Genomic DNA, 25,214 nt, shown 5'->3' with positions numbered 1-25,214 from the left:
CTCAAAGAGCAGCTGAAATGTTCAATAATGTTAAATTAAAAAATGTTCAGTTAAAGCGCTGGGCGGGGCTGACCACCCACAATGCTTTTAAGATGCCCGTACCGGTATTCGATAAGGTGTGCGGTGCGGCTGCCGAAAAAGAAATACTGTCGCCTTCTTCCAGCGTATAAACCTGCGATTCGTATTTAAAGCCGGCCTTTCCTTCTATGATAAATCCCATTTCACAGCCCAAATGTCCGTATGAGCCGCGTTTGGTATGCTCGCCGGGCGGAATCGTTATCATATAGGATTCTATGGAATGCGTACCGTCTTTTTCCGAAGGTTTTGCAAGTTCTTCGTAGTGTACGGCGTCTTCTTCCACCGTGCGGCGCTCGCCGCTTCGTATGATTTTTACGGGACGCTTATGTCTGAACTCATCGAATAAAAACTCGATATTTACATCCAATACGTCGGCAAGGGCTAAAAGGGTATCGATTGCCGGCGATACCTTGTTGCGTTCGATTTGGGATACAAGGCTTTCGCTGACTCCCGCCTGTGAAGCGACGACTTTAAGGGTATAGCCTTTTCGTTCGCGCACTTTACGCAGTTTTTCGCCGAAGCGGTAGGGTGCTTTTTTTGCCGGTTCAGATTTCTTCAAACTGCCTCTCCTTATTTGTTTCCAAAATAAAACGCATGTAGTGGTCTTCAAGCGTATAATGCGGCCCCGGTAAGTTCAGTCTTAAACGGGCGCGTGCATTGTCGCGCCGTACCGAATACAAAAGGTAAAAGTCGCGCGGTTCAAACTCGTCCGTTTTCGGTTTAAATGCATCCGACGGTCGGCCTAAAATATGTGCGGCTTCTTTACCGTCTACAGCACTCACTTTTTTTTCGCTGATGTTTTTCTTTACTTTTTGAATTTCTTCCCATGAAATACCGAATAAAAATTCTTCCATAGCCATAGCGGCATCTTCATTTCCCATACGGGTTGAAATAAAATGACACCATTGATCGTCCATCGCCATCGTTAAAAGCAAAAGTTCGCTGGTGCCGACCATCGTACCGAAAGCGGGGGTAAGGCCGCGTCGCGCATTCCATACCGCATCCAAAACGGGGGCCATTTTTATTACCTTTTCGTCGCTGCGGTGTTCCCACAGCATAATCAGTTCGTAAGCGATGTTTTGGCGTATATCTATGCTTATCGTATCGTTGTCCAAAAGGTTTAGATACACGTCTTCGGCCATAATCGTAAATAAAATGTCCAAACAACAGCGGCGCAGGCGTTTTAAAAGTGTGGGGGGGAAGTCGGATGCCGTTGCGATTTTTTCCATAGCCGAAAAGGTGTGAAATTTTGCAACTGAGAATCCGCGTCCGAGAATCGCCTTTGAAGGTAAATGCAGGGCACGATCTCCTTCACGTCTTATAAGCAAAGCTTCGACAAGGGTGTGCATACTGCGTACCGCGGATCCCTGCTCCTGTGTTTGCTTAAGGGAAGGAAAGTGAGCAATATTCAAAGTCAGCTTTTCAAGGTCGGCAAGTCTGTCCGCCAATACTACAAGGGTTTCCGGCGATACAGTGCGCAGGCGTTCAAACACGGAATTAACCAAATCCTGTTCGGCCGGAGTAAGGACGATAATATTTGTGGATGTTTCTTTTTGTGCCCGGGATATTTCATCTTCATCGTAAAACTCCTCAAGGGGAACCCGGGTAAATCCTCCTTGTTCGGAGTTATTTGCTTCAATTATCACGGCTTTATACAGTATATCATAACTTTAAAAAAAAATCCTGCAGAATCTGTATAAATAATGAATTTTTTTACCGACAATAAAGTATGTGCGGTTTTAGATATTACACTGTAATTTTTTTTCTGTGTTTTTTCGGATTTTCCGCCTTTATACATCCGCAAACGGAAGAAAATCCTGTAAAAGACGGTAATCCCTTAAAAATAAGGCTTTCGGATATGCGTTTGGAACGCGCCGAAAACGGCTGGCATTTATACATACGCAAAACAAAAGACATTTCATCGGTGCTTTTAACCGAAACGACTAAAGATCCGGACGGAAAAGCCGACAACTATGCGTACCGCGCACCGTTTTTTAATCCCGTAAACGGGAACGAAAAACGGCTTTTAAACGGCGCATTTTTGGATTCCGAATTCGGGCGCTACGGTATTATCGATTCGACGCCCGAAGCCGATGAACAGTTCGGTACGGCATTTCATTTGTTTATTCCCAAAAAACTTTTGTACGGTTATCCCTGGTCGAGAAACGGGGAAGTGGAAGTAAAGGTCGGAACCTTTATCAATGTCCGCACATTCGAAAAACCCTATGCCGATTACAGCGCTTCGTATGCCGACAATCCTTTTATGTTTAATTTCAGCATGAGCGCCGAAAAAAAAGAAAAGCCGAACGCTGAAGCCGAAGATAATACAATCGTTGCGGAAAAAGAAGCGGAAGTGCCTACCGTGTTAACCGATGATTACAGTCCCCTTGCCGCTGCGGCCTTTAACGAAATTGCAAGCGGATTGCTCACTTATTCGCGCGGCCCGGAAAGCATTGTAGACGATGTTTTAAAGTCGTTTCAAAAACTGGATAAAAAAAAGCCGGCCGACGTCGTGTTTGCCGTCGATGCAACCGGCAGTATGTGGGACGACATTCAAAAACTGCAAAAAGAATTGATACCCGCTTTGGCCTCCGAATTGGAAGCAAGGGCGCCGGTCCGGCTCGGGCTTCTTTTTTACCGCGATTATACGGATAACTTTCGTTACCGCGGATTGCCCGTGCAGTTTAACGATTTTACGCAGGACAGCAGTCTTTTTTTTGCAAAACTTAATGCAATGCATATACCGCAAAATTCTCTTATCGGCGGAGATATGCCTGAAGCCGTATACGAAGCCCTCTATGCATCATTGGAATTTTATCAATGGAACCCGTTTGCCGAGCGAAAAATTATTTTAATAGGCGATGCCGAACCGCATCCGTCTCCGCGCGGCAGACGGGGCATATCGAAACAGCTTGTAGAAAAAACCGCCCGCAGCAAGGGCATTACAATCGACTGCATTATTATTCCCGACGGAAAAGCCGGCAGCAGATAGCGCGCCTTTTAGCACATACTGCGCAATGCTGCTTCGGTTTTATGCTTTATTTTTTCTTTTTTGCCTTTGATTTTTCGGTTTTAGGCTCGCATTTTGCCAAATCGATGAGTGCAAGTTTTTTATACGAAGGCGGCAAAAGCGCGGCCGTTTGCGGATCGTCGTAATAAGCGAGCAAGCGCTCTAAAGCCGGTTTTGCGTCTTTGTAGTTTTTACGCTTTATGTTAATGTGGGCAAGTTCGTATTCGGCTTCGATAACCGTACCGATATCGGAGCCGTAGAGTTCGATTACCTTTTTGTAATAAAATTCAGCCGCTTTATAATTACTGTTGTCGAGAGACGATTGTCCCAGCTGAAGCAATTCGGCTTCGCTAATTCCTTCGGGAACGGTTGTCGGAACCGTTTTACATGCCGAAAATAAAAGGGTTGTAAGAGTCAATATAAGGCTGCATACAATCAGCGGTATTTTTTTTGTCATTATTTTTATCATAATCGTTCCTTAAAAACAAAATAACCGCTTATACTGTACCATTTTTCTTTGGATTCATCAACAGCAGCCGGCTGATGAAGATATCTGTTATAGCCCATATTGAGTGTTACGGATTTCGCTATGAGGGTTTTCTGTTTGTATGAAAAAGATAGGCTTACTTTAAATAGCCGCTGGTAAACTAACGATAAAAGTACACCCTTTTATTTGGTTGTTATGTGCTGCCAAAATACCATGATATTTTTCAATGATGGAATAACAAATTGATAAACCTAATCCCATATTATTTTCTTTTCCTAATTTTTTTGAATAGAACGGCATAAAAATATTTTGTATATCTGCTTCTATTAATCCCTCTCCTTCGTCTATTATGTGTAGTTCCGTATACGGTTTTTTATTTATTTCTTTTTTGAGTGTTTTTATTATAACATTACCTCCATTCGGCATAGCTTCAATACTATTTTTCAAAAGGTTTAAAATAACTTGTCTGATTTCATTTTTATTTGCTTCAATACGTAAAGTATCGGTTCCCTCCAAAAAAATTAAATCTATATATTTATAGTTTGCATTGAATTTTATGAGATTTATAATATCTTTACATAATTCATTTAAATCCAATAATTCGTTATGCGCAGTTTTTTTGTCGGAAAAGCTCACTAAATTACTTACAATAGCTGAAATATTTAAAATTTCATCCGATATCTTTTCTACGATAGACAGGAGTTTTTCATTATCATAGTTATATCGTAAAAAGGTAAGGTAGTTGTAAATAATCTCTAAGGGATTGTTTATCTCATGTGCAACTCCCGCTGCTAACATACCGACTGATGCAAGTTTTTCTGAAAGGATTACTTGTTTTTGTAATTGTTCTTGTTCGGTTACATCTTCAATAGTGATAATATAACCTATTGTTTTTTTTGCATCTGTTATGGGATGACTTTGTACGTTTGTTATAATTTGCTTATCGGATAAAGAAAGACATACATGAAATAAACGTTTTTCTCCTGTTTTGGATATTACTTCATCAATAAAGGCGGATAATATTTTATTTTGCTTCGGCAAGCAGTCATTTATATTTTTTCCGATATGCGTCGTATTCCATGAAAACATTGAACGACACATATCATTCAAAAGCCGAATTTTTTTATCTTTACTTATAACAATTAAACTGAGAGGTAATTTTTTTATGATTGCTTCGTTATATTTAAGAAATTCATAAAAGCCTTTTGATGAAATAACTTCTGCATTTTCTTTTGAGATTTGTGTGTAAGTTAAGCGGATTAAACTCATCTTATCAATATTGTATGTTTTATCTGTAATAAGAATAGTACCGTTGCGTATGATACTTACTTTATCGGCAATTAAATACACGTCATCAATTTTATGTGTAATGCAAAGTACGGCCATTCCTTTTGATTTATACTGTTTTAAAATATTAATAATTTTATTGTAAAAATCGGTAGAAAGATTATCCAATCCTTCATCGATAATTAATAGTTTCGTATCGGTAGAAAGGCATCGCAATATTTCTACAATAGTTCGTTCCGATAAGTTTAATGTTTTTATAAGACGGGAAGGTGAAAGGTTAAACCCATTCTTATGGAGCATTTTTTCCGCAGCGGAATGCATTTTTCGTTTACTGATCCAAAATGAAGAATTTACCGCTTTATTTGTATAATATAAACTTTCCGCTACAGTGAAGTTTTCGTTTTGAGGAATTTGTTGATATACGGTTTTTATACCGTTTTGCAGCGCTTGCTTAATACTCCAATCCCCCATGCGTTTTTCGTTTAGGAAAATACTGCCTTCGTCTGCAGTTATTTCTCCGCTAATTATTGATACAATCGTTGATTTTCCTGCCCCGTGTTCTCCTACCAGAGCATGTATCTCTCCCGGCCGGATTATTAAATCAATGCCGGTTAGTGCTTCTACGCTTCCGTATTTTAATTGAATTTTATCAAGTTTAATAAAGGATTTTTTATAGGGGGTTGTTGTCAATATTATACATCCTCAATTTTCTATACAGGGTATTGCGACTTAATCCGAGTTTTTCTGCCGTTTTTCGTTTGTTACCCTGCATCGTTTTTAAAGTTTTAATAATAGTTTCTTTTTCAACCTCTTGTATGGTGTATGGCTGCCTATTTATTTTTTCAATATGCTTAGAAGAAGTAAATATCGGCGGTAAGGTTTCTATAGTGATAATATTAGTTTTAGAAATCGCTGCAATATACATTATAGTATTTCTAAGTTCACGAACATTTCCCGGCCATCTGTACTCCATAAAACATTCCAACACTTCATTATTGATATTTTTTCTCGGAACCGAGTTTTTAAATGAATATTCATTTAAAAAACAGTCGATAAGTTCTGTAATATCTTCTTTCCTATCGCGAAGCGGAGGAATGTATAGGGTTGCTGCATTTAATCTATAGTAAAGATCTTCTCTAAAATGGCCGTTTTTTATCATAGATTCAATGTCTTTATTAGTAGCTGCTAAAAAACGTACGTCAATTGATATTGTTTCAGTGCTCCCGATACGTCTTATTTCATTGTTTTGAAGAGTACGCAATATTTTTGCTTGAATTGTAAGAGGCATATCTCCTATTTCATCGAGCAATAGGGTTCCTCCGTTTGCTTGTTCGAATATACCTTTAAAATTACTTGAGGCTCCCGTATACGCTCCCTTTTCATGGCCGAATAATTCGTTATCTAAAAGACTTTCCGGGAATGCGGCACAGTTTATTTTGAAAATTTTTTCTTTTGCTCTACAAGAATTTTTATGAATAATATCGGCAATCATTTCTTTTCCGGTTCCATTTTCTCCGGTAATTAAAACCGGAAGTTCTGTGTTTGCAATGAGCATGGTTTTATCGAGTAAAGTATCCATAAGAGAACTTTTATATTTGAATATGGGTTCAATTTTTTTTAATTGAGAGTGCTTTGAATTAACTGTTTCATCTGAAATAGCCTTTTCTATTGTTTTTGTAAGATTTTCAAAATCAAGCGGTTTTTTTAAATAGTCGAAAGCTCCCAATTTCATTGCATCTACAGCACTATCGACCGTTGCATAACCGGTAATCATAATAACGGGTAATTGAGGTTTTTCTTTTAGCATTTCACGCAAACATTCAATGCCGTTTTCGTTTCCAAGCCGAATATCCAATAGCGCAACATCTATTTTTTCTGTTTTTACAATTGCGACTGCTTCTCTTGTATTTAGAGCAAAATGTACAAAATAGCCCAGCGGAATCAAAAGTTCTGATAAACTCTCTACGACACGTTGATTATCATCGACGATTAACACATAACGTTTCATAACATATGTCCTTATTTGGTTCATGTAACTATTGAAGTGTGCAATATTGGTACACTGCTTTTATTATGGACCAAATATTATTTTTGTCAAGTTAAATTGCTGAAATATATTTAGTGTTTTCTGGTAGTCTTTGTGATTTTTTTTGCCTATTGCACTTTCTTTGGTATAATGCGGATGTTTATGTTTAAATATTTATTTTATAAGAAATTAACCTTATTTTTAGCAGATGACCTATAAAAATGGGTTTTGGGATAATCAGATTGAATTTTTTTCATGCTATAGAGCGGAGATAGCGATATTGCTTACAAAGATTAACCGTATAATGATGTAAGTTGGCACACTTAATGCTTATTATTTTACGGAGGTCGGTATGGATGAAATATTTTTGAAAGTACATGAGGTTTCAAAAAATTTTGTCGGTGTACCTGCATTACATAAAGTTTCATTTACGCTAAAAAAAGGCAGCGTTCACGCTTTGTGTGGAGAAAACGGGGCCGGTAAATCGACTCTCATGAATATTCTTATGGGAAGCTTACTTCGTGATAGCGGGGAAATATTTTTACATGGGAAACCGATTTCTTTTACAAGTCCGAAGCAAGCGCTCGCAGCGGGAATTTCTATCATAGAACAAGAACTGTCGCCCATCCCTGAAATGAGCATTGCTGAAAATATTTTTCTTGGAAGAGAACCGAAAAAAATCGGTCTTTTTATAGATTATAATTATCTTAATAAGCATGCGAAGGTTATACTGGGGCAAATGGGGGTAGATATTGACCCTAAAGTTAAAATGAAACATCTTAAGATTGCTCAAATACAACTTGTTGAAATTGCAAAGGCTCTTTCATATAACTCAGATATACTCATTATGGATGAACCTACTTCTGCACTTGGTGAAAAAGAAGTGGATAAATTATTTGAAGTGATACAAAAAATAAAAGATAGGGGTAAGTCGGTTATATATATATCACATAGGTTGCAAGAAGTATTTACTATAGCAGATGAAATTACCGTTTTGAGGGACGGAAAATGGATTGGCAGCGGTAAAAAAAGCGAATTTAATAAAATGCAATTAATCAATATGATGATAGGTAGAGAATTAGAAGGAGAATATGTTAAAAAAAATATACCGCAAGAAGAAACTGCTTTAGAGGTATCGCATTTAAGCAGAAAAAAAGAATTTGAAAATATCAATTTTAATGTTAAAAAAGGAGAAATAGTCGGTGTTTTTGGTCTAATGGGGTCTGGCCGAAGTGAACTTTTTGATAGTTTGTTTGGCGTAACTCGATATTCACAAGGTAAAATATATCTACATGGCAAACAAATACATATAGCAAAGCCTAAAGATGCCGTCTTAGCCGGTTTAGCTTATATTACTGAAGATAGAAAAAAAAGCGGCTTAGTACTTAACCGATCTGTAGCAGATAATATTACTATCTCTTCTTTGAAAAGATTTACTAAGTTCGGCTTGATTAATTCAAAAGACGAAAGAACGGCAGTTTCTATGCTAATTGAAGAATTTCAAATAAAGGCTTTTTCCGCAGGACAACTTGTCAAAACACTTTCAGGCGGAAATCAACAAAAAGTTGTTTTTGGAAGGTGGGTACTGACGAATCCGAAAATCCTTTTACTCGATGAGCCTACCAGAGGTATTGATGTCGGTGCAAAGCGCGAGATTTATAAGTTTATGTCATCCTATGCCAGTCAAGGTAATTCAATTATTATGATCTCATCTGAATTGCCGGAAATATTGGGTATGAGTGATCGTGTGATAGTATTTAAAGAAGGACAAGTGTCCGGTATACTGCAAAGAAAAGAAGCTAATCAAGAGAAGCTTATGTGTTTGGCAACTTAATAAAAAATATATAAAATTGAAAGCAAAGGAGTTTTTTCAATGGAAAATAATATAAAAATCAAACCGGAAGCACATTCTTATAGTTTAAAGAATTTTATGAGTGATTTCGGTATTATAATTGTTTTTTTTCTATTTTGTATAATACTTGCAATAATAAATCCGTATTTTTTAAAACCGCGAAACCTTATTAATGTTTTACGGCAAATATCGATAAACGGTCTTTTATCAATAGGTATGACCTTTGTTATTTTAACCGGCGGGATAGATTTGTCGGTAGGGTCTATGCTCGCCTTTAGTGGGGTTATTGCTGCCAGTTTTGTTAGTCCTGCTTTTGGGGGATCTATTCATTCCGTGCCCCTAGCTATTATTTTCAGTTTATGTGCCGGCATCGGAATGGGCGCTTTTAACGGTATTTTAATTGCAAAATGGAAAGTTCCGCCGTTTGTTGCAACTCTCGGAATGTTGAGCATTGCTAGAGGGGTGACCTTCATTTACTCTAACGGCATGCCTATTCCTAATATCGATACACGCTTTTTATTTATAGGGCAAGGCGAGTTTTGCGGAATACCTTTTCCGGTTTTAATTTTTGCGATTGTTTTTTGTATATCGTGGGTTGTGTTATATAAAACCCGTTTCGGTCGCTATGTATATGCTGTTGGCGGTAATGAAAAAAGTGCTAAAATTTCAGGCGTTAATACACGCTTAATAATTTTTATTACGTATGTTATAAGCGGATTGCTGTCTAGTTTAGGCGGACTGATTTTAACTGCACGCACTACGGCAGGTCTGCCTCAAGCAGGCGTAAGTTATGAATTAGATGCTATTGCAGCTGTTGTAATCGGTGGAACCAGTTTATCGGGCGGACAAGGAGATTTGGTGGGAACTCTATTTGGTGCCCTTATTATGGGAGTAATAAATAACGGTCTTGATCTTATGGGAGTATCTTCGTATTACCAACAAGTAATTAAAGGTTCAATTATTATTGGAGCAATATTATTGGATTCATTGCGAAAAGAGCGAGAATAAGCGGCATCTTGTAAAGATGCTGAAAAAATTATCGGAGGTAATGGTATGAAAAAAAGAGTATGGCTTGTTGTAATGGCAGTGCTGTTTTTACAGTTCGGTTTTGCTATGGGCAGTAAGGAAAATGCTAAAACTCAGTACAAAATCGGTGCCGCTGTGTACGGTTTGAAGGGTGAGTATATGCGTTTATGGTCTACAGCCTTGGAACGCCATCCTGCTGTTGTTCAAGGTTTAGTTAAGATTACCGTTTTTGATGGTAATTATGATGCTTCAGTACAGCAATCTCAATTTGAGAATATGGTTACACAGGGGTTTGATGCTATTTTATTTGTTCCGATTGATATAGAAGCAGGGGCTGCCGCTGTTGAAATTGCAGCTAAGGCCGGTATTCCGGTAATAGGTTCAAATACGCGGGTAAACAGTCCTAAATTAACAAGTTATATAGGCTCAGACGATGTTTTGTCCGGAAAAATGGAAGCTGAAATAGTGGCGAAGGCTATAGGAGGAACCGGCGGGGTTGTTATTATTGAAGGACCTATCGGCCAATCCGCTCAAATTGAAAGAAAAAAAGGTAACTTAGAGGCATTGAAAAATTATCCTAATATAAAAGTTTTGGAAATGAAAACGGCAAACTGGTCGCGTGCGGAAGCGTTAAGTTTGATGGAAAACTGGCTTAATGCTTATCCCGGACAAATAAAAGGTATTATCGGCCAAAACGATGAAATGGCGTTGGGTGCTATTCAAGCTGTAAAACAAGCAGGACTTAATGTAAAAGATTTCCCGACGGCCGGTATAGACGGAGTTACCGATGCAATGTTGGCTGTTAAAGCAGGGGAAATGACTTCAATTCTGCAAGATGCAACGGGGCAAGCTCAAGGAGCACTCGATCTTGCATTACGTAAAATTATCGGTGAAAGTTATAAACCGCAAGCAGAGTGTTGGAAATCGATGGATTGGGGAACGTCTTTAAAACCCGTGTACAACGTACCTTGGGTTCCTATCACGGCGGAAAATGTAGATAAGCTTTTAGAAGAACGCAAAGCGTTAACGACGCGATAGGTCGCAAAGGCCTCGGTTAGAATAATATATACCGGCCGGCGCAAAATTTTATTAGGAGGAAGGGTCATGAGTTTTGCTGAATTTGATATTAATTTTTCTTTGAAAGGGAAAATAGCATTGGTTACGGGAGCCGCGAAAGGAATCGGTAAAGCTATAGCAGTGTTATATGCTGAAAAAGGTGCTGATGTAATTTTAATAGATATCAGCGATGAGGTTTTAACCGTTGAAAAAACTATTCGTGATTTAGGCCGGAACACTTTGGTATTGAAGACAGACCTTACAAAACGTGACCAAATAAAATCTTCTGTTGAACGTGCTTTGAATATGTTCGGCCGGATTGATATTTTAGTAAATTGTGCCGGAGTGGTTTTTCTCGATGATGCCGAAAATCTTTCAGAAGAGGACTGGGATATTACAATGGCTGTAAATCTAAAGGCGCCCTTTATTTTATCGCAATTTGTGGCTCATCAAATGATTAAGCAAAAAGCAGGATGTATTGTTAATATAGCAAGCCAAGCAGGTTTTATTGCACTTGATAAACATATAGCATATACCGCAAGTAAGGCTGCTATTATTGGTATAACAAAAGTTATGGCTGCAGAGTGGGCAGAATACGGTATTCGTGTGAATGCCGTATCTCCCACTGTCATATTAACGGAACTTGGAAAAAAAGCATGGGCGGGACCTGTCGGAGATGCGATGAAAAAGAAAATACCTGTAGGTCGTTTTGGGCAGCCTGAAGAAGTGGCCGCTTGTGCTGTATTTTTAGCCAGCGATGCTGCAGGTATGATAACAGGATCGAACTTGGTTATTGATGGCGGATACACAATTCAGTAGGGAGGATTTCAGTGACTATAGCTATAGGTTGTGATGAAGCTGCTTACGATTTGAAGGAAGAATTAAAGATTTTTATTACGCAATTGGGACATAGTGTTCTTGACTGCGGAACGTTTGATAGAGAAAAAGTTTTGTATCCGGATATAGCCGTAAAAGTAGCAAATAAAATTATGGAAAATAGTGCCCAGCGGGGAATATTGTGCTGCGGTACGGGTATTGGAATGGCAATGACGGCAAATAAAATTCCCGGTATCCGCGCAGCACAATGTCACGATACTTATTCCGCAGAACGAGCTGTCAAAAGTAACAATGCTCAAATTATTACGATGGGTGCAAGAGTGATAGGGATTGAATTGGCTAAATCAATTGCTCAAATTTTTCTTTCATCAGAATTTGTGGACGGACCTTCTACTCCAAAAATAAACAAAATTACCGAATATGATGAAAGGTTCAGACTAAAAGGAGAAAAACAATATGCAACGAATAATTAATAATCCTAATTTAGTAGTTGAGGATATGCTTAAAGGATTCGAAAAAGCTCATTCAAACTTAATTTGTGCTACAGGAAACCCCCGTGTTTATAAGTGGATAGGTGCCCCCCAAAAAGGCAAGGTTGGAATTGTTACCGGAGGAGGTTCCGGTCATAAACCCGCTTTTATAGGTTATGTGGGACGCAATATGGTAGATGCTGTTGCTGTGGGTGAGATTTTTTCATCGCCTACTGCCCGTTCTTTTTATGATGCTTTTAAGTCGGCAGATGGCGGTAAGGGGATTGCTTGCTTATACGGTAATTATGCGGGCGATAACATGAATGTAAAAATGGCGATAGAAGAAGCGGCAGATGAAGGACTTGTGGTAAAGACCGTTATTGCAAATGATGATGTCGCTTCTGCACCCGGCACGGAAAGAGATAAAAGGCGCGGTGTAGCCGGCGAAGTTTTAATGTGGAAAGTCGGTGGCGCAAAAGCGGCTATGGGTGCCTCCTTGGATGAGGTTATTTCTATTGCACAAAAAGCTATTGACAATACGAGAAGTATCGGGATCGGATTAACTGCTTGTACCATTCCGGCTGTCGGTAAACCTAATTTTCATATTGAACCGGGAACGATGGAGATTGGAATAGGACATCATGGAGAGCCGGGGATAAAAATAGATAAATTAAAGCCGGCAGACGAAATAGCGCAACAATGTTTGGATATGATTTTACCGGATTTACCCTTTTGTTCGGGAAATGAAGTTGTTGTTCTTATTTCCGGATTAGGAAGTACTCCGATAATGGAGCAATATATTTTTTATAATAGAGTAGCAGAAATACTTAGTGATAAAAAAATAAGTATATATCGATCGTATGTCGGCAATTATTTTACTTCGCTGGAAATGATGGGAATTACTCTTACTCTCATGAAGGTTGATTCAGAATTAAAACGGCTTATAGATCTTGATTGTGAGTGTATGGGGTTAACACAGTTTGGAGTCGGCGTATGAACGGATTTAAAAATATAGACGGAAAAGTAATTGTTGAAGATTTAATTAACACTATACAAAAAAACACAGCTTATTTGAGTGAGGTGGATGGGGCTATCGGCGACGGAGATCATGGAATCAATATGAATAAGGGATTTTCATTATGTGCAAAAGCTATAGAGGGAAAAGATTTATCATTCTCCGATGCTGCAATGATTTTGGGAAAAACATTGTTATTAGAAATAGGGGGGTCTATGGGGCCTCTATATGGGTGTTTTTTTAAAGAAATTGCAAAAAAAGGTAAAGATAAAGAAATAATTGATGCAGTTTCTTTTTGTGATATGATTGAATCCGGTATTGCCGGCATACAAAGCGTTGGAAAGGCACGTGTAGGAGATAAAACACTCTTAGATACCTTAGTTCCTGCTTCCGTTGCATTAAGAAACTCGGTAAACGAAGGAGAAACATTTGAGAATGCATTGATACAAATGACTGCTGCTGCTGAAAAAGGAATGTCCTCAACAAAGGATATGATTGCAAAAGTCGGTCGTGCAAGTCGTTTAGGGGAGAGATCTAGGGGCACTTTGGATGCAGGAGCCGTATCGAGTTATCTTTTAATCGATTCAATGGCACGGTCTATACATAATCTTTTAAAGAAGACTTAACTGAATTTTTCTTTATATGTAGTTTACTTTTCCTCCCTTTTTATTTGACATACCGGCTATACTGGACAAAGCCTGCTTCCCCGTATACAATAAGGAGCCTCTAAAAACTCGGTTAGCTTTTAGAGGCTTTCGATAACCTTTTAGGATGTTTGTATGAGTTCATTGTCTTTGCCGGCGGATTATAAGGCTTTGCTTTCCGTACACGAAACGGAACACGCCATTGTAATGATTAAAGATTTTTTTCAGCTTGCTCTTTCCACCGAATTGAATTTAACCCGCGTTACGGCCCCGCTTTTTGTACAGTCGGGTACGGGCTTAAACGACGATTTAAGCGGCGTTGAAAAACCGGTATCGTTTACCGTGCAGGATATGGACAATGCAAATATGGAAATCGTACACTCGCTTGCAAAATGGAAGCGCATAAAACTTGCCGAAATGAAACTGCAAACGGGTTTCGGCATTTACACCGATATGAATGCCATCCGCGCGTGCGAAGAACTCGACCCGATTCACTCCCTCTATGTAGACCAGTGGGACTGGGAAGCGGTTATCGCAAAAGAAGACCGCACAGTGTCTTTTTTGCAGGACACGGTAAAAAAAATCTACCGCTGCCTTAAACGAACCGAATTTTATATCTACGACCGGTTTCCGGCCATTACTCCCGTACTGCCCGAAAAAATCACCTTTCTTTTTGCAGAAGATTTACAAAAACGCATGCCGAATCTGAGTGCCAAAGAGCGCGAATACGAAGCGTGTAAAGAATACGGTGCGGTTTTTATCGTCGGTATAGGCTATCCCTTGGCCGACGGTAAGCCTCACGACGGACGCGCTCCGGACTATGACGATTGGATTACCGAAACGGGAGAGGGAAGGCACGGTCTTAACGGCGACCTTTTGGTGTGGAACCCCGTTTTACACACCGCTTTGGAGCTTTCTTCGATGGGAATCCGCGTGTCGCCTGAAACCCTACTTTTGCAGCTTCAACAGCGCGGCTGTACGGAGCGCAAAAACCTGTATTTTCATTCGCGGCTTTTGAAAGGCGAGCTTCCCCTGTCCTGCGGCGGCGGTATCGGTCAATCGCGCCTTTGTATGTACTTTTTGCGCAAAGCGCACATCGGCGAAGTGCAGGTAAGCTCATGGCCCGAAGCGGTTATAAGGGACTGTAAAGCGCGCGGCATTACGCTGTTGTAGATACTGCATAATTAAGCGTATAAATTTTCTTTTTTCTGTTGACGATATATGCACGCTCTTAGTATTTTTAGATTATTACCATAGATTAATAAATTTTCAGGGAATGTAATGAGTACAGCACAAAAGACGGAAAACGAAGACATTAAAAAAGAAGCGGGACAAGAGGCTGCTTTTCAAACCGGTTCGAAAACCGGCGACACCGCAGAGTGTACAGCCGGCGAATGCGGAACATGCGGCTGCGCTGATAAAACAGCCGCGGGGAAAGCTTCGGATGCAGACTCGGGTAATTCTGCCGATTCTGCGGAACAATCGGCCGAAAAAAGCGCCGAAGAGCGCATTGCCGAACTTGAAGCCGAAAAAAACGATTTTCAGGACAAATATTTGCGCAAATCGGCGGATTTGGAAAATTACCGCAAACGTATGGTAAAAGAAAAGCAGGAAATCTTCGATTATGCGAATGCAAATCTGCTTACCGATTTAATCGGCGTACTTGACGATTTTGACCGTGCCCTCGATGCCGGTTTCGACGCGCAGGGAAAACCCGTTGCCGACTTAAAGCCGGTTATTGACGGCGTAAAAATGATTAACAAACAAATGCGCAGTATGCTTGAAAATAAATACGACTTAACCGTTTACGGCGAAAAGGGCGATTTATTCGACCACGATAAGCATGAAGCCATCGCTACCGATAAGGGAGCGGTTGCCGAAGCGGTGTGTTCGGAAGTATATTTAAAGGGCTATATGTTAAAAGACAGGGTTATCCGTCATGCAAAGGTGAAGGTAACCACACCCGACGGCTCGGAACAAGCCGCAGGGGAAGCTGCCGAGGATTCAGGCGAATCTTCCGGCAATTAATAGGGCATCTCTAAAAACTCGGTTAGATTTTTAGAGATGCCCGACGAGTTTCAATTTAAGTCTTTATATCATAATGACTTAAATTGAAACATCGCAAATTAAATCTAAGGACAACCTCTAAAAACTGATGTTTTTAGAGGTTCCCAATAATTAAACGGAATACTTTTTACTTGAGGAGAAAAATATGGGAAAAATTATCGGTATTGACTTGGGAACTACAAACTCCTGCGTTTCCGTAATGGAAGGCGGAGAACCTATCGTTATTCAAAACGCCGAAGGCGGACGCACAACTCCGTCCATTGTCGGCTTTACGTCCAAGGGTGAGCGCATTGTCGGTCAGCCTGCGAAAAACCAAATGATTACAAACCCGGAAAACACGGTATATTCAATCAAGCGCTTTATCGGACACCGCTACAATGAATTGTCCGGCGAGGCCAAACTCGTTCCGTATAAGGTTGTCGATCACGGAGAAGACGTGAGAATCGACATAGAAGGCAAAGCGTATTCGCCGCAGGAAATCAGCGCCTTTATTTTGCAAAAAATGAAAAAAACCGCCGAAGATTATTTGGGCGAAACCGTAACCGAAGCGGTTATCACCGTTCCGGCATATTTTAACGACGCCCAGCGCCAGGCAACCAAGGATGCCGGAAAAATCGCAGGCTTGGACGTTAAGCGCATTATCAACGAACCGACCGCCGCTTCTTTGGCTTACGGATTCAGCAAAGAGCAAAAAAGCGAAAAGATGATTGCCGTTTACGACTTGGGAGGCGGTACCTTCGATATTTCCATCCTTGAACTCGGCGACGGCGTTTTTGAAGTTAAGTCCACAAACGGCGACACCCACTTGGGCGGCGACGACTTTGACCGCAAGATAATCAATTGGCTTACCGACGAGTTTAAAGCCGATACGGGTATCGATTTGTCCAAAGACCGCATGGCCTTACAGCGTTTGCGCGAAGCGGCCGAAAAGGCGAAAATCGAACTTTCCGCCCAATCGTCCACGGAAATAAATCTGCCCTTTATTACCGCCGACGCTTCAGGCCCCAAGCACTTGCAAAAGTCGCTTACACGCGCCAAATTCGAGCAGATGACCGAGGACTTACTTGAGCGCACTAAAGAGCCCTGCCGCAAAGCTTTGGCGGATGCGGGAATCGACGCTTCCAAAATCGACGAAGTACTTTTGGTCGGCGGTTCAACCCGTATGCCCAAGGTTATGCAAACCGTAAAAGAAATTTTCGGCAAAGAAGGTTCAAAGGGTGTAAACCCCGACGAAGCCGTTGCCGTAGGTGCTGCCATTCAGGGCGGTATTTTAGGCGGCGACGTTAAAGACATTTTGCTTCTCGACGTTACGCCGCTTTCGCTCGGTATCGAAACGATGGGCGCCGTCTTTACAAAACTGATTCCGCGCAATACCACGATTCCTACGCGCAAAAGTCAAATCTTTTCGACTGCCGCCGACGGACAAACCGCGGTATCGATTCACGTATTGCAGGGTGAGCGCGAAATGGCGGCTCAAAACCGCACGCTCGGACGCTTCGATTTGGTCGGCATTCCCGCCGCCCCGCGCGGTGTTCCGCAAATCGAAGTTACCTTCGACATCGACGCAAACGGTATCGTTCACGTATCCGCTAAGGACTTGGGCACCGGTAAAGAGCAAAGCGTACGCATCGAATCTTCAAGCGGTTTAAGCGAAAGCGAAATAGATCGCATGGTAAAAGAAGCCGAAGCAAACGCCGAAGCCGATAAAAAAGAGCGCGAAAAGGTCGATGTGCGCAACGACGCCGATTCGATGGTATACGCAACCGAAAAATCGCTTAAAGAGTTGGGCGATAAGGTAAGCGGCGCCGACAAACAAAAAATCGAAGATGCGGTTGCGGCCCTTAAACAGGCGTTGAGCACCGATAACGTTGAAGACATAAAGGCTAAAACCGAAGCTTTAAAGCAGGCTTCATATAAGATTGCCGAAGAAGTGTACAAGCAGCAGGCGGCTCAGGGTGCGCAGGGAAGCGACGCTCAGGGAGCTTCCGGCGGCGATGCAAACGCTTCAAGTGCCGGCCCCGATATGAGTAACAGCGGTCCGGCTTCGGGTAAAGCCGATGATGTTGATTATGAAGTGGTAGACGACGACAAATAATGGCAAAGCGCGATTACTATGAAGTTTTGGGCGTCCAAAAGGGCGCCTCAAAAGATGAAATAAAAAAGGGCTACCGAAAATTAGCCGTCAAATACCACCCCGATAAAAATCCCGGCAATAAAGAAGCCGAGGATAAGTTTAAAGAAGCCACCGAAGCTTACGAAGTGCTTTCGGACGAGCAAAAACGCAGTATTTACGACCAATACGGTTTTGCCGGTCTTGAAGGCATGGGCGCAGGCGGCGCACAGGGCTTTTCAAACGCCTTTCACGACTTTGAAGACCTGTTCGGCGGCTTCGGCGATGTATTTGAAAACCTCTTCGGCGGCGGCACAAGCCGCAGAAGGGGAGGCGGCCCCAATCAGGGCGCTTCGTTACGGTACGACCTTGAAATATCTTTTAAAGATGCCGTATACGGTACCAAGGCCGAAATATCCTTTCAGCATAACGAAGCTTGTACCGACTGCCGCGGAACCGGGGGCGCCGACGGTGCTCAGCGCAAAACCTGTCCGACCTGCGGCGGAGCGGGGCAAATACGGCGCAGCGCGGGTTTTTTCAGCGTAGCGCAAACCTGTCCTTCCTGTCAGGGCGAAGGAAGCGTTATCGACAATCCCTGCAAAAGCTGCGGCGGTTCGGGCTTGCAAAAAAAACGCAAAAAAATTGCCGTTACAATTCCGCCCGGAGTGGATAACGGCAAGCGCATAACCGTTCCGAATCAAGGCGATGCGGGACGCAACGGCGGAAGCGCGGGCGATTTGGTTATCATTCTTCACGTTGCGCCGCACAAGTTTTTTGAGCGAAACGGTCAGGATTTATACTGTGCTATCCCCATCTCCATAATGCAGGCGGCATTGGGAGCCGAAATTACCGTCAGCTCTTTAGACGATAAAAAAATAAAGCTAAAAGTGCCCGCGGGAACCCAGCACGGAAAACTGCTTCGTTTACGCGACGAGGGCGTTCCCTACGGAAACAGCGGCCGAAAAGGCGATATGTATATTAAGATTCTCGTTACGGTGCCGACCAAGCTTTCGTCAAAGGCAAAGCAGCTTTTGGAAGAAGTATCGGCAATTGAAGGCGAAGAAAACAATCCCAAACCCGTCGCGCTTTCCGAATTGCGTTCTTGATTTGTTTTGTATAAAAATTGTGCAAAGCGCACGGTTTTTATACAAATCCGCATTAAAGCAATGTAAAATACATCTTAAGCATTCTCACCGTTTTAATATTGTTTTTTACCGACAACCTGTGATATAATATCGGAAACTATGCGGGTTGTTTTAAAAAGACCGTTCTTTTCAGCAGCCCGGTTTTGCTTTTTTAATAAAGTACGGTTTGATTATTATTGTGTTCAAAGCGGGAGATTCTATGCTTAAAACAAAGCAATCTTTTATAAGCGTCGGTTTATTTATAAGCGCATGTATTTTTTTTGCCGTATTAAGTTTTTTTTTAACACGTAATACCGGTTTTCTTTTTTCGTTTATCACCGCTTCTCTTATCGTATGTATAGTATTTACCTTACAAAGTTTTATAAATCGGCTTTTGCGTGATTTTGCCGAAAAAAAAACCTTGTACCGCGGTGAAACGGGACTGTTGTCCGCTTTTATAGAGCGATTGCGTTTTTCATATACCCTTGATGATTTTATACATGCCGTTTGCGATGTTTGTGAAGACAGGGGAGGTATTGCGGTTTTATACGTCGATAAATCGGAAAACCGGATTTTATACAGCAGTCCTTCTCATCTTGCATCCGGAGCGCATACCTTTGAAAAACTTAGTTTGAATTTTAATCCCGAATGGAAAGACGGCTATTATTTTTTTGACGGTAATTTGGGGCTTGTTTCGGACACCGGGCAAGCACGGGGATTTTTTCTTGTTTCCAACCGTCAGCACGTATTTTTCTTTTGCCGATATACCCGATTGTTTGATCCTGTGATTTTTCCCCGATTGTTGGAAGAGTTCCAACGCTTTCAATTGTGCGAAAAAACCATCGTTAAAATGTCTGAAATAAGCTCTTTATCAAAGGAATGGTCGCTTTTGGCCGATACTCAAAAATCTTTTTTGCCGCAAACGATGCCTAAAATAAAAAAACTCGATATCGCCGCTTATTACCGCCCGCTGGTAAACGTATCCGGCGACTATTATACGGTATTACCCATTACCCCTGAAAAAACACTCATTATGCTCGGCGACGTGTCCGGTAAGGGCTTGGCTGCAGCTCTTATTATGGGCTTGGTTATGAATACGGTTAAGATTTTACGCGAAAAAGAAAATTTAAGCGCTCTTATCAGTTCCGTCGATAAAGCAATAAAAAGTATGAACCTGGAAGATAAGTATACGGTTATGTTTATCGGATTGATAGATACTCAAAAAATGACGGTTGAGTATATAAACGCCTCAATGGCGGATCCGGTTATTATTTCACGTTCCCCAGACGGAGGCAGACTGCGTTTCCTTAAATCCAATGCAAGCCTTGTCGGAATTATCGAGATGGACGAAATTGAACCTGCGGTACAAAAATTATATACCGGCGATGTTTTATTGGTTGTTTCGGACGGGGTTTCCGAAGTAATGAATGAAAAGGGAATCGAACTTGGAAATACGGAACAATATGAACGCCTTTTGAAAAAAAGTTTTGTAAAATCGGCGCGAAGTTTTATAACCGATATATCGAATTTGGTTTTTTCATACAGCGGAACGACTCAAATACGCGATGATATTACAATGCTTGCGGTAAAAATAGGGGAGGCCGTATGATTTTTCTTATTTTGAATATACTTTGTGCCGGTGCGGTTTTCGGACTTTCATTTAGAATCGACTTCGGCACTACAGATAATAAAACAAAAAATTTTATAAACATGCTTTTAATGCAAACCCTGTCCGGTCTTATATCCGCTTTATGTATTGTGTTTATATTCTTTAATCAACACGGCCTTGCATCCAGTTTTGCACGCCTTTTTTTATGGCTTTCGGCCGTACAGTCCGCTGCGCTTTGCATGTGGTGCTGGCGTTTTCCGCTGTTTAAAAATTTTACACTGTGGCGTATTTTAATGGTAGCGGCCATTGCGCTTTCTTTTTATCTTGTTTTCTTTTTATTGGATTCGGTTTACTTCGATTCGGAACTTCAATTACATGTTTTAAGTAAATTCATAGGTGAAACATCGATACAGTGGTTTTCCGTTTATAAACTTGCGGTCATTTATATCATTCCGTCGATTACGGTACTGGTGCTGTTTTTTAAATATGAATTGTGTACAGGAAGGCTTTTACGTCAGCAAATGCTTTTTTTTGCCGCAGTTCTGTGTACCGGGCAAATATTGTTTTTTTTAATACGGGTTGCTTCGAACGTTTCCGGTCAATACTTATTTATAATGCTGCTGCCGCTTGTATATGCCGTAATGTTTTTTTTGTTTTATAGGATTCAGCAAAACCTTGTTTTATTTAACATAAGCGGCTTTGTGCGCTCTGCAGGACTTTTCGGTTTAACATATATTTTCCCGTCTTTGTGTACCGGTTTGATATTCGCTTTTTTAGTTCCGCGTGCGCAAGAACATACAATTACGTTTTTTTTGCTTATTATAGTCTGTGCCGCATTCCTGTTTTTTGTTTCGTTTTTTTTACGGAACCGTATATTCCGATCGGCGCGTTATAACGATACCCTGTATGCGGAACAAATGGAAAAAGAATTTTCCGCCTTGGATTTCGGCGATATCGATTTGGAAATCGATATGCGCTTTGCCCATATTTTGCAAAGAAATCTGAATACGGTTAATGTGATGATTTTAACCGAAACAGACGATCACAAATTGACAACCCGCTATTCTCTGAACGCAAACCGCGTCGAGTTTGATATGGACGATCCCGTTTTTTCATCTTTACTGAATATTCGACGCAGAGTGATATTTAAAACCCATTGCGATACCGTACACGAACTATCGCCCATTGCATCAAAGTTAAATGCACTTTTTGAGCAAACCGACAGTGCCGTTATGATTTTATTAAATGAAGGCGCACACTTATTCGGTATTGTTTTGCTCGGCGAGCGGAAAATGGAACAGCCGTATACGGATTACGATTACAAAACGCTTAATGCACTGTATTCGCGCTTTTTTTTAACCGGATATTATCTTAAAAACATTGCGAATGAAGAATTGATCGGTCTTGTCGGACGGGAAATCAGGTTTTCTTCGCAAGTTATTCAATCTTTGCAGAAAAAAACGGACAAACTTTTACATCCGGCTTGTGACGGCGATTCCTTTTCTTTAAGCGCGCGTTCTTTGGGCAGCGGATTTACCGATTTTATAAAGCTCGATACGCATCGGTATATAACCGTAATAGGCGATTTAAGCGGTAAGGGGCTTAACGCCAGTATGCTTATGGCGATTTTAAAGTCGATGATTCCCATATTTTTAGCGGAAACAAAGGACTTTAAAAGTTTAATACAAAAAGTTAACTTGTTTATAAGAGAGAATTTACCGCGGGGAACTTATTTTGCCGGAATGTTTTGCCTTATAGATATGCAGTCGAAAATCGTATATTATGCAAACTGTGCTTTGCCTGCAATGTTTATGTACAGTAAAACGTATAATAACATGATAGAGATTCAGGGTGAAGGTAAGGTTTTGGGTTTTGTAGAAGATGTTTCTTCTTTAATAAAAGTGAAAAAAATTCAATTATCTTCCGGAGATATGCTCGTCGGAGTTACAAGCGGATTGATTGAAATAAAATCGTTGCACGGCGAACACTTCGGTAAATCGCGCATACAGCATATTGTTTTGGATAATATTAAACAGCCTTCCGAAAAAATATGCGCTCTTTTGCGTTCTGCGGTAAAAGAATTTGCCGATAAAAACTTTGAAAATGACGTAAGTGCTATAGTTATAAAAATGCTGTAGCAATATAACAAGGATATAGGTATTATTATGGAACAGCTTCTTATTCAAGAAAAACGGGCACCCAACTATATATTGCTTGAATTAACCGGCCCCGTCAATTCGTACACTTTTGCCGAATTCGAAAAAAGAGCTTACGAAGTTATTCAAAAAACCCATTTGGTTTTGGACATGTCGCAGGTTGATGCGGTGGATTCGTGCGGTTTAAGCGTATTGTTCGGTTGTTTTAACGACGGTAAAGAACAGGGCTTTACCGTTTTTTTGCTGCGTCCTTCAACAGCCGTTATGGATGCATTGACTTCGACCGGTTTTGAATCTATGTTCCGCCGCATTTATTCGGTAACGGAGATTGCCTGATGTCTTTTATTCTTTTTAAAAAATCCCACTATCGCCTTTTATGCCGTAATTTTTTTTCCGTTTGTGCCGGTATGTATGCGCTTTTTTGTACGGGGCTGCTTATGAGTTCCTGTTCGCCTTCCAAAACCGAAATTAAAAACACGGGCGGCGATTTGATGCAGACGCAAACCGTTTCCGTTTCCGCAAAAACGGCCGCTCCCCGCGACGAATCATTGAACCCGTCCGTAAGTGTAAGTCCGCAGGAAGCAAAATTGACAACACTTTTAGAAAGCGGCGCCTTTTCTTTTTCGGATGAAAAGGGAGAAGCTCAGAGTCTTGCACAAAACATACTTGAAAATAAAAAAGCGTTTTTAGCCGATTTGGAAGAAGTGCTTGCTTCCGACACGGAAGACTTGTTAATCCGCGTCGATAAAAACGTCTATTTGGATGAAAACTATGTCCCCGCCTCCCTCGTAGCGCTTACGCCCGAAACTGCACAGGCCGGCTCTTACGTAATACACCGCGCAGACCTTTCACTTCGCGCTCCGGTTGAAAAAGAGCTTTCACGTATGGCAAAGGCCGCGCGGGAAGAAGGCATAACGCTTGTGGTAAGCTCGACCTACCGTTCCTATGCGTATCAAAAAAAAGTGTACGAGCGCAATGTTACCCAAATGGGAAAAGAAGCGGCCGACCGCGAATCGGCACGGCCCGGGGCGAGTCAGCACCAATTGGGAACGGTTATCGACTTCGGTTCGATTACCGACGAATATGCGAAAACGCCTGCCGGTAAGTGGCTGTATGAAAATGCGGGAAAATACGGCTGGTCGCTGTCTTTTCCCGACGGTTACGAGTACATTACCGGCTACCGCTGGGAATGCTGGCATTACCGCTATGTCGGCCCCTTAGCCGTGCGCTTTCAGGAAAAATGGTTTAACAACGTCCAGCAGCATATGATTGAATTTATCCATGCGTGGAAAAACGCTTAGGCAAGGAATTCTTTAACTGCACCGACGATTTTTTCTATATGTTTGCGCTTTATCCAATAGTGCGTAAGCATACGGATAGTGCCGTCGCTTGCCGGGTGTCCGGTTAAAATATGTTTTTCCGCCATAAATTCGGTAAACGCGTCGGGATTTATTTTATTTCCGGCAAACTTAAAAAATACCATATTGATTTCCGTTTTGCCCGGATCTATTTCGATTTCCTCAAGCTTGGCTAATTCTTCGGCTAAAAAACGGGCGTTTTCGTGGTCTTCGGCCAAGCGAAGGCGCATTTCCTTTAATGCAATTAAACCCGCCGCGGCAAGCATCCCCGATTGACGCATTGCGCCGCCCATGATTTTACGGTTATAACGCGCGCGTTCTATAAATTCGGAACTCCCGGCAAGAAGAGAACCGCAGGGCGCACATAAGCCCTTTGAAAGGCAAAACATAAGCGAATCGGTATATGCGCTTATTTGGGCGGCTTCCGTATGCAGGGCTGCCGCCGCATTGAAAATGCGCGCTCCGTCCATATGGACGGGAACGTGGTGGCGGTTTGAAATATATTTTATGCTTTGCATAAACGAAAGCGGCAGCACCCGTCCGCTTGAAGTTGCGTTTTCAAGACAAATAAGGGCTGTCTGCGGTTCGTGAAGGTCCTGTGCGGTTCTGACTTTAGCTTCAAAATCCTTAGGATCGGCGATAAGCGTTTTTTTATTTTTTTCGACGGTACGCAGCTGAACGCCCGCTATAACGGCCGACGCTCCGGCTTCATAACGGACTATGTGGCAGCCGTCGTCCAACACAACTTCGCTCCCGCGCGGACAATGTGTAAACAGTGCCAACTGGTTTGCAAAGGTTCCCGAAGGAACGAACAGCGCCGCTTCTTTTCCGGCAAGGGAAGCGCCGTACTGCTCCAATTCTTTTACTGTCGGGTCTTCACCGTATACGTCGTCGCCGACACGCGCTTCGCTTACGGCTTTACGCATGGCGCTCGTCGGCCATGTTACCGTATCGCTCCTGACGTCTATGCAGGGCATTTCATAAGATGTACTCATACTTTTT

22 protein-coding genes are annotated in these 25,214 nt (G+C 41.5%); 16 read left to right on the top strand and 6 right to left on the bottom strand.

Translation table 11 applies throughout. The features are described 5' to 3' along the window. Positions 1-46 precede the first annotated feature (46 nt). Both H0R92_RS08570 and H0R92_RS08565 read right to left on the bottom strand, forming a co-directional pair. Positions 47-637, bottom strand: a complete 591-nt coding sequence (locus H0R92_RS08570) for a cupin domain-containing protein (RefSeq protein ID WP_432963220.1) — start codon at positions 635-637, stop codon at positions 47-49. Beyond that, positions 624-1,724 carry a hypothetical protein gene (locus tag H0R92_RS08565; RefSeq protein WP_432963217.1) on the bottom strand — a complete coding sequence of 367 codons (1,101 nt, stop codon included), beginning with the start codon at positions 1,722-1,724 and terminating at the stop codon, positions 624-626. The genes H0R92_RS08570 and H0R92_RS08565 overlap by 14 nt, the downstream gene beginning before the upstream one ends. Before the next feature lie 83 nt (positions 1,725-1,807). Here H0R92_RS08565 and H0R92_RS08560 point away from each other — a divergent pair, with 83 nt between their 5' ends. Continuing rightward, entirely contained in the window at positions 1,808-3,070 is a 1,263-nt protein-coding gene (locus H0R92_RS08560) for a vWA domain-containing protein (RefSeq protein ID WP_432963214.1), read from the top strand. Positions 3,071-3,116: 46 nt separating this feature from the next. Here the strand turns inward: H0R92_RS08560 and H0R92_RS08555 are convergent, their stop codons facing one another. The 3 genes from H0R92_RS08555 to H0R92_RS08545 form a co-directional block, all read right to left on the bottom strand. Continuing rightward, complete coding sequence (locus tag H0R92_RS08555; RefSeq protein ID WP_432963211.1) at positions 3,117-3,545, bottom strand: hypothetical protein; 429 nt, start codon at positions 3,543-3,545, stop codon at positions 3,117-3,119. A 171-nt stretch (positions 3,546-3,716) separates the two neighbouring features. After that, positions 3,717-5,552 carry an ATP-binding cassette domain-containing protein gene (locus H0R92_RS08550; protein ID WP_432963208.1) on the bottom strand — a complete coding sequence of 612 codons (1,836 nt, stop codon included), beginning with the start codon at positions 5,550-5,552 and terminating at the stop codon, positions 3,717-3,719. Then, positions 5,533-6,870 carry a sigma-54-dependent transcriptional regulator gene (locus H0R92_RS08545; protein WP_432963205.1) on the bottom strand — a complete coding sequence of 446 codons (1,338 nt, stop codon included), beginning with the start codon at positions 6,868-6,870 and terminating at the stop codon, positions 5,533-5,535. Before H0R92_RS08545 ends, H0R92_RS08550 begins: the two co-directional genes overlap by 20 nt. Before the next feature lie 370 nt (positions 6,871-7,240). On the opposite strand from H0R92_RS08545, the gene H0R92_RS08540 reads away from it, so the two are divergent. The 15 genes from H0R92_RS08540 to H0R92_RS08470 all read left to right on the top strand — a co-directional run bounded on the left by H0R92_RS08540 (position 7,241) and on the right by H0R92_RS08470 (position 24,155). Next, the gene (locus tag H0R92_RS08540; protein WP_432963202.1) at positions 7,241-8,722 is read left to right on the top strand and encodes a sugar ABC transporter ATP-binding protein; all 1,482 of its coding nucleotides are present in this window, start codon (positions 7,241-7,243) and stop codon (positions 8,720-8,722) included. Positions 8,723-8,761: 39 nt separating this feature from the next. Next, positions 8,762-9,748: an ABC transporter permease gene (locus H0R92_RS08535; RefSeq protein ID WP_432963199.1), complete on the top strand. Its 987-nt coding sequence runs from the start codon at positions 8,762-8,764 to the stop codon at positions 9,746-9,748. A gap of 45 nt (positions 9,749-9,793) precedes the next feature. Continuing rightward, the gene (locus tag H0R92_RS08530) at positions 9,794-10,804 is read left to right on the top strand and encodes a substrate-binding domain-containing protein (protein ID WP_432963196.1); all 1,011 of its coding nucleotides are present in this window, start codon (positions 9,794-9,796) and stop codon (positions 10,802-10,804) included. Between the two features lie 66 nt (positions 10,805-10,870). After that, positions 10,871-11,641 (top strand): GolD/DthD family dehydrogenase, encoded by a 771-nt coding sequence (locus H0R92_RS08525; protein WP_432963193.1) that lies wholly within the window; start codon positions 10,871-10,873, stop codon positions 11,639-11,641. A gap of 11 nt (positions 11,642-11,652) precedes the next feature. Beyond that, positions 11,653-12,132: a ribose 5-phosphate isomerase B gene (gene rpiB, locus H0R92_RS08520; protein WP_432963190.1), complete on the top strand. Its 480-nt coding sequence runs from the start codon at positions 11,653-11,655 to the stop codon at positions 12,130-12,132. Next, positions 12,116-13,126: a dihydroxyacetone kinase subunit DhaK gene (locus tag H0R92_RS08515; protein ID WP_432963187.1), complete on the top strand. Its 1,011-nt coding sequence runs from the start codon at positions 12,116-12,118 to the stop codon at positions 13,124-13,126. Before rpiB ends, H0R92_RS08515 begins: the two co-directional genes overlap by 17 nt. Beyond that, entirely contained in the window at positions 13,123-13,770 is a 648-nt protein-coding gene (gene dhaL / locus H0R92_RS08510) for a dihydroxyacetone kinase subunit DhaL (protein WP_432963184.1), read from the top strand. Before H0R92_RS08515 ends, dhaL begins: the two co-directional genes overlap by 4 nt. 153 nt (positions 13,771-13,923) lie before the next feature. Further along, positions 13,924-14,961, top strand: a complete 1,038-nt coding sequence (gene asnA / locus H0R92_RS08505) for an aspartate--ammonia ligase (protein WP_432963181.1) — start codon at positions 13,924-13,926, stop codon at positions 14,959-14,961. A 108-nt stretch (positions 14,962-15,069) separates the two neighbouring features. Next, positions 15,070-15,816, top strand: a complete 747-nt coding sequence (locus tag H0R92_RS08500) for a nucleotide exchange factor GrpE (protein ID WP_432963178.1) — start codon at positions 15,070-15,072, stop codon at positions 15,814-15,816. A gap of 184 nt (positions 15,817-16,000) precedes the next feature. After that, complete coding sequence (dnaK, locus tag H0R92_RS08495) at positions 16,001-17,950, top strand: molecular chaperone DnaK (protein WP_432963175.1); 1,950 nt, start codon at positions 16,001-16,003, stop codon at positions 17,948-17,950. Continuing rightward, the gene (dnaJ, locus tag H0R92_RS08490) at positions 17,950-19,071 is read left to right on the top strand and encodes a molecular chaperone DnaJ (protein ID WP_432963172.1); all 1,122 of its coding nucleotides are present in this window, start codon (positions 17,950-17,952) and stop codon (positions 19,069-19,071) included. The genes dnaK and dnaJ overlap by 1 nt, the downstream gene beginning before the upstream one ends. Before the next feature lie 238 nt (positions 19,072-19,309). Continuing rightward, positions 19,310-20,698 (top strand): PP2C family protein-serine/threonine phosphatase, encoded by a 1,389-nt coding sequence (locus H0R92_RS08485; RefSeq protein WP_432963169.1) that lies wholly within the window; start codon positions 19,310-19,312, stop codon positions 20,696-20,698. Then, positions 20,695-22,836, top strand: a complete 2,142-nt coding sequence (locus H0R92_RS08480; RefSeq protein ID WP_432963166.1) for a PP2C family protein-serine/threonine phosphatase — start codon at positions 20,695-20,697, stop codon at positions 22,834-22,836. Before H0R92_RS08485 ends, H0R92_RS08480 begins: the two co-directional genes overlap by 4 nt. A gap of 27 nt (positions 22,837-22,863) precedes the next feature. Beyond that, positions 22,864-23,190 carry an STAS domain-containing protein gene (locus H0R92_RS08475; protein WP_432963163.1) on the top strand — a complete coding sequence of 109 codons (327 nt, stop codon included), beginning with the start codon at positions 22,864-22,866 and terminating at the stop codon, positions 23,188-23,190. Then, entirely contained in the window at positions 23,190-24,155 is a 966-nt protein-coding gene (locus tag H0R92_RS08470) for a M15 family metallopeptidase (protein ID WP_432963160.1), read from the top strand. The genes H0R92_RS08475 and H0R92_RS08470 overlap by 1 nt, the downstream gene beginning before the upstream one ends. Here the strand turns inward: H0R92_RS08470 and ltaE are convergent. After that, entirely contained in the window at positions 24,152-25,207 is a 1,056-nt protein-coding gene (gene ltaE / locus H0R92_RS08465; RefSeq protein WP_432963157.1) for a low-specificity L-threonine aldolase, read from the bottom strand. The two genes, H0R92_RS08470 and ltaE, sit on opposite strands and share 4 nt — an antisense overlap. Between the last annotated feature and the right edge of the window lie 7 nt (positions 25,208-25,214).

The sequence above is a fragment of the Treponema sp. OMZ 840 genome, assembly GCF_050937815.1.
GTDB lineage: Bacteria > Spirochaetota > Spirochaetia > Treponematales > Treponemataceae > Treponema_C.
The sequence above is the reverse complement of the archived record's forward strand: the minus strand, read 5'-3'. Positions and strand labels throughout refer to the sequence as shown.

Bases quoted from the DNA above. Each gene is read 5' to 3' on its own strand.
- H0R92_RS08530 (WP_432963196.1), top strand. From the start codon at position 9,794: ATGAAAAAAAGAGTATGGCTTGTTGTAATGGCAGTGCTGTTTTTACAG.
- dnaK (WP_432963175.1), top strand. From the start codon at position 16,001: ATGGGAAAAATTATCGGTATTGACTTGGGAACTACAAACTCCTGCGTT.
- H0R92_RS08535 (WP_432963199.1), top strand. From the start codon at position 8,762: ATGGAAAATAATATAAAAATCAAACCGGAAGCACATTCTTATAGTTTA.
- H0R92_RS08540 (WP_432963202.1), top strand. From the start codon at position 7,241: ATGGATGAAATATTTTTGAAAGTACATGAGGTTTCAAAAAATTTTGTC.
- H0R92_RS08555 (WP_432963211.1), bottom strand. From the start codon at position 3,545: ATGACAAAAAAAATACCGCTGATTGTATGCAGCCTTATATTGACTCTT.
- H0R92_RS08480 (WP_432963166.1), top strand. From the start codon at position 20,695: ATGATTTTTCTTATTTTGAATATACTTTGTGCCGGTGCGGTTTTCGGA.
- dnaJ (WP_432963172.1), top strand. From the start codon at position 17,950: ATGGCAAAGCGCGATTACTATGAAGTTTTGGGCGTCCAAAAGGGCGCC.
- H0R92_RS08545 (WP_432963205.1), bottom strand. From the start codon at position 6,870: ATGAAACGTTATGTGTTAATCGTCGATGATAATCAACGTGTCGTAGAG.
- ltaE (WP_432963157.1), bottom strand. From the start codon at position 25,207: ATGAGTACATCTTATGAAATGCCCTGCATAGACGTCAGGAGCGATACG.
- H0R92_RS08475 (WP_432963163.1), top strand. From the start codon at position 22,864: ATGGAACAGCTTCTTATTCAAGAAAAACGGGCACCCAACTATATATTG.
- H0R92_RS08500 (WP_432963178.1), top strand. From the start codon at position 15,070: ATGAGTACAGCACAAAAGACGGAAAACGAAGACATTAAAAAAGAAGCG.
- H0R92_RS08470 (WP_432963160.1), top strand. From the start codon at position 23,190: ATGTCTTTTATTCTTTTTAAAAAATCCCACTATCGCCTTTTATGCCGT.
- H0R92_RS08560 (WP_432963214.1), top strand. From the start codon at position 1,808: ATGTGCGGTTTTAGATATTACACTGTAATTTTTTTTCTGTGTTTTTTC.
- asnA (WP_432963181.1), top strand. From the start codon at position 13,924: ATGAGTTCATTGTCTTTGCCGGCGGATTATAAGGCTTTGCTTTCCGTA.
- dhaL (WP_432963184.1), top strand. From the start codon at position 13,123: ATGAACGGATTTAAAAATATAGACGGAAAAGTAATTGTTGAAGATTTA.
- H0R92_RS08485 (WP_432963169.1), top strand. From the start codon at position 19,310: ATGCTTAAAACAAAGCAATCTTTTATAAGCGTCGGTTTATTTATAAGC.
- H0R92_RS08525 (WP_432963193.1), top strand. From the start codon at position 10,871: ATGAGTTTTGCTGAATTTGATATTAATTTTTCTTTGAAAGGGAAAATA.
- H0R92_RS08515 (WP_432963187.1), top strand. From the start codon at position 12,116: ATGCAACGAATAATTAATAATCCTAATTTAGTAGTTGAGGATATGCTT.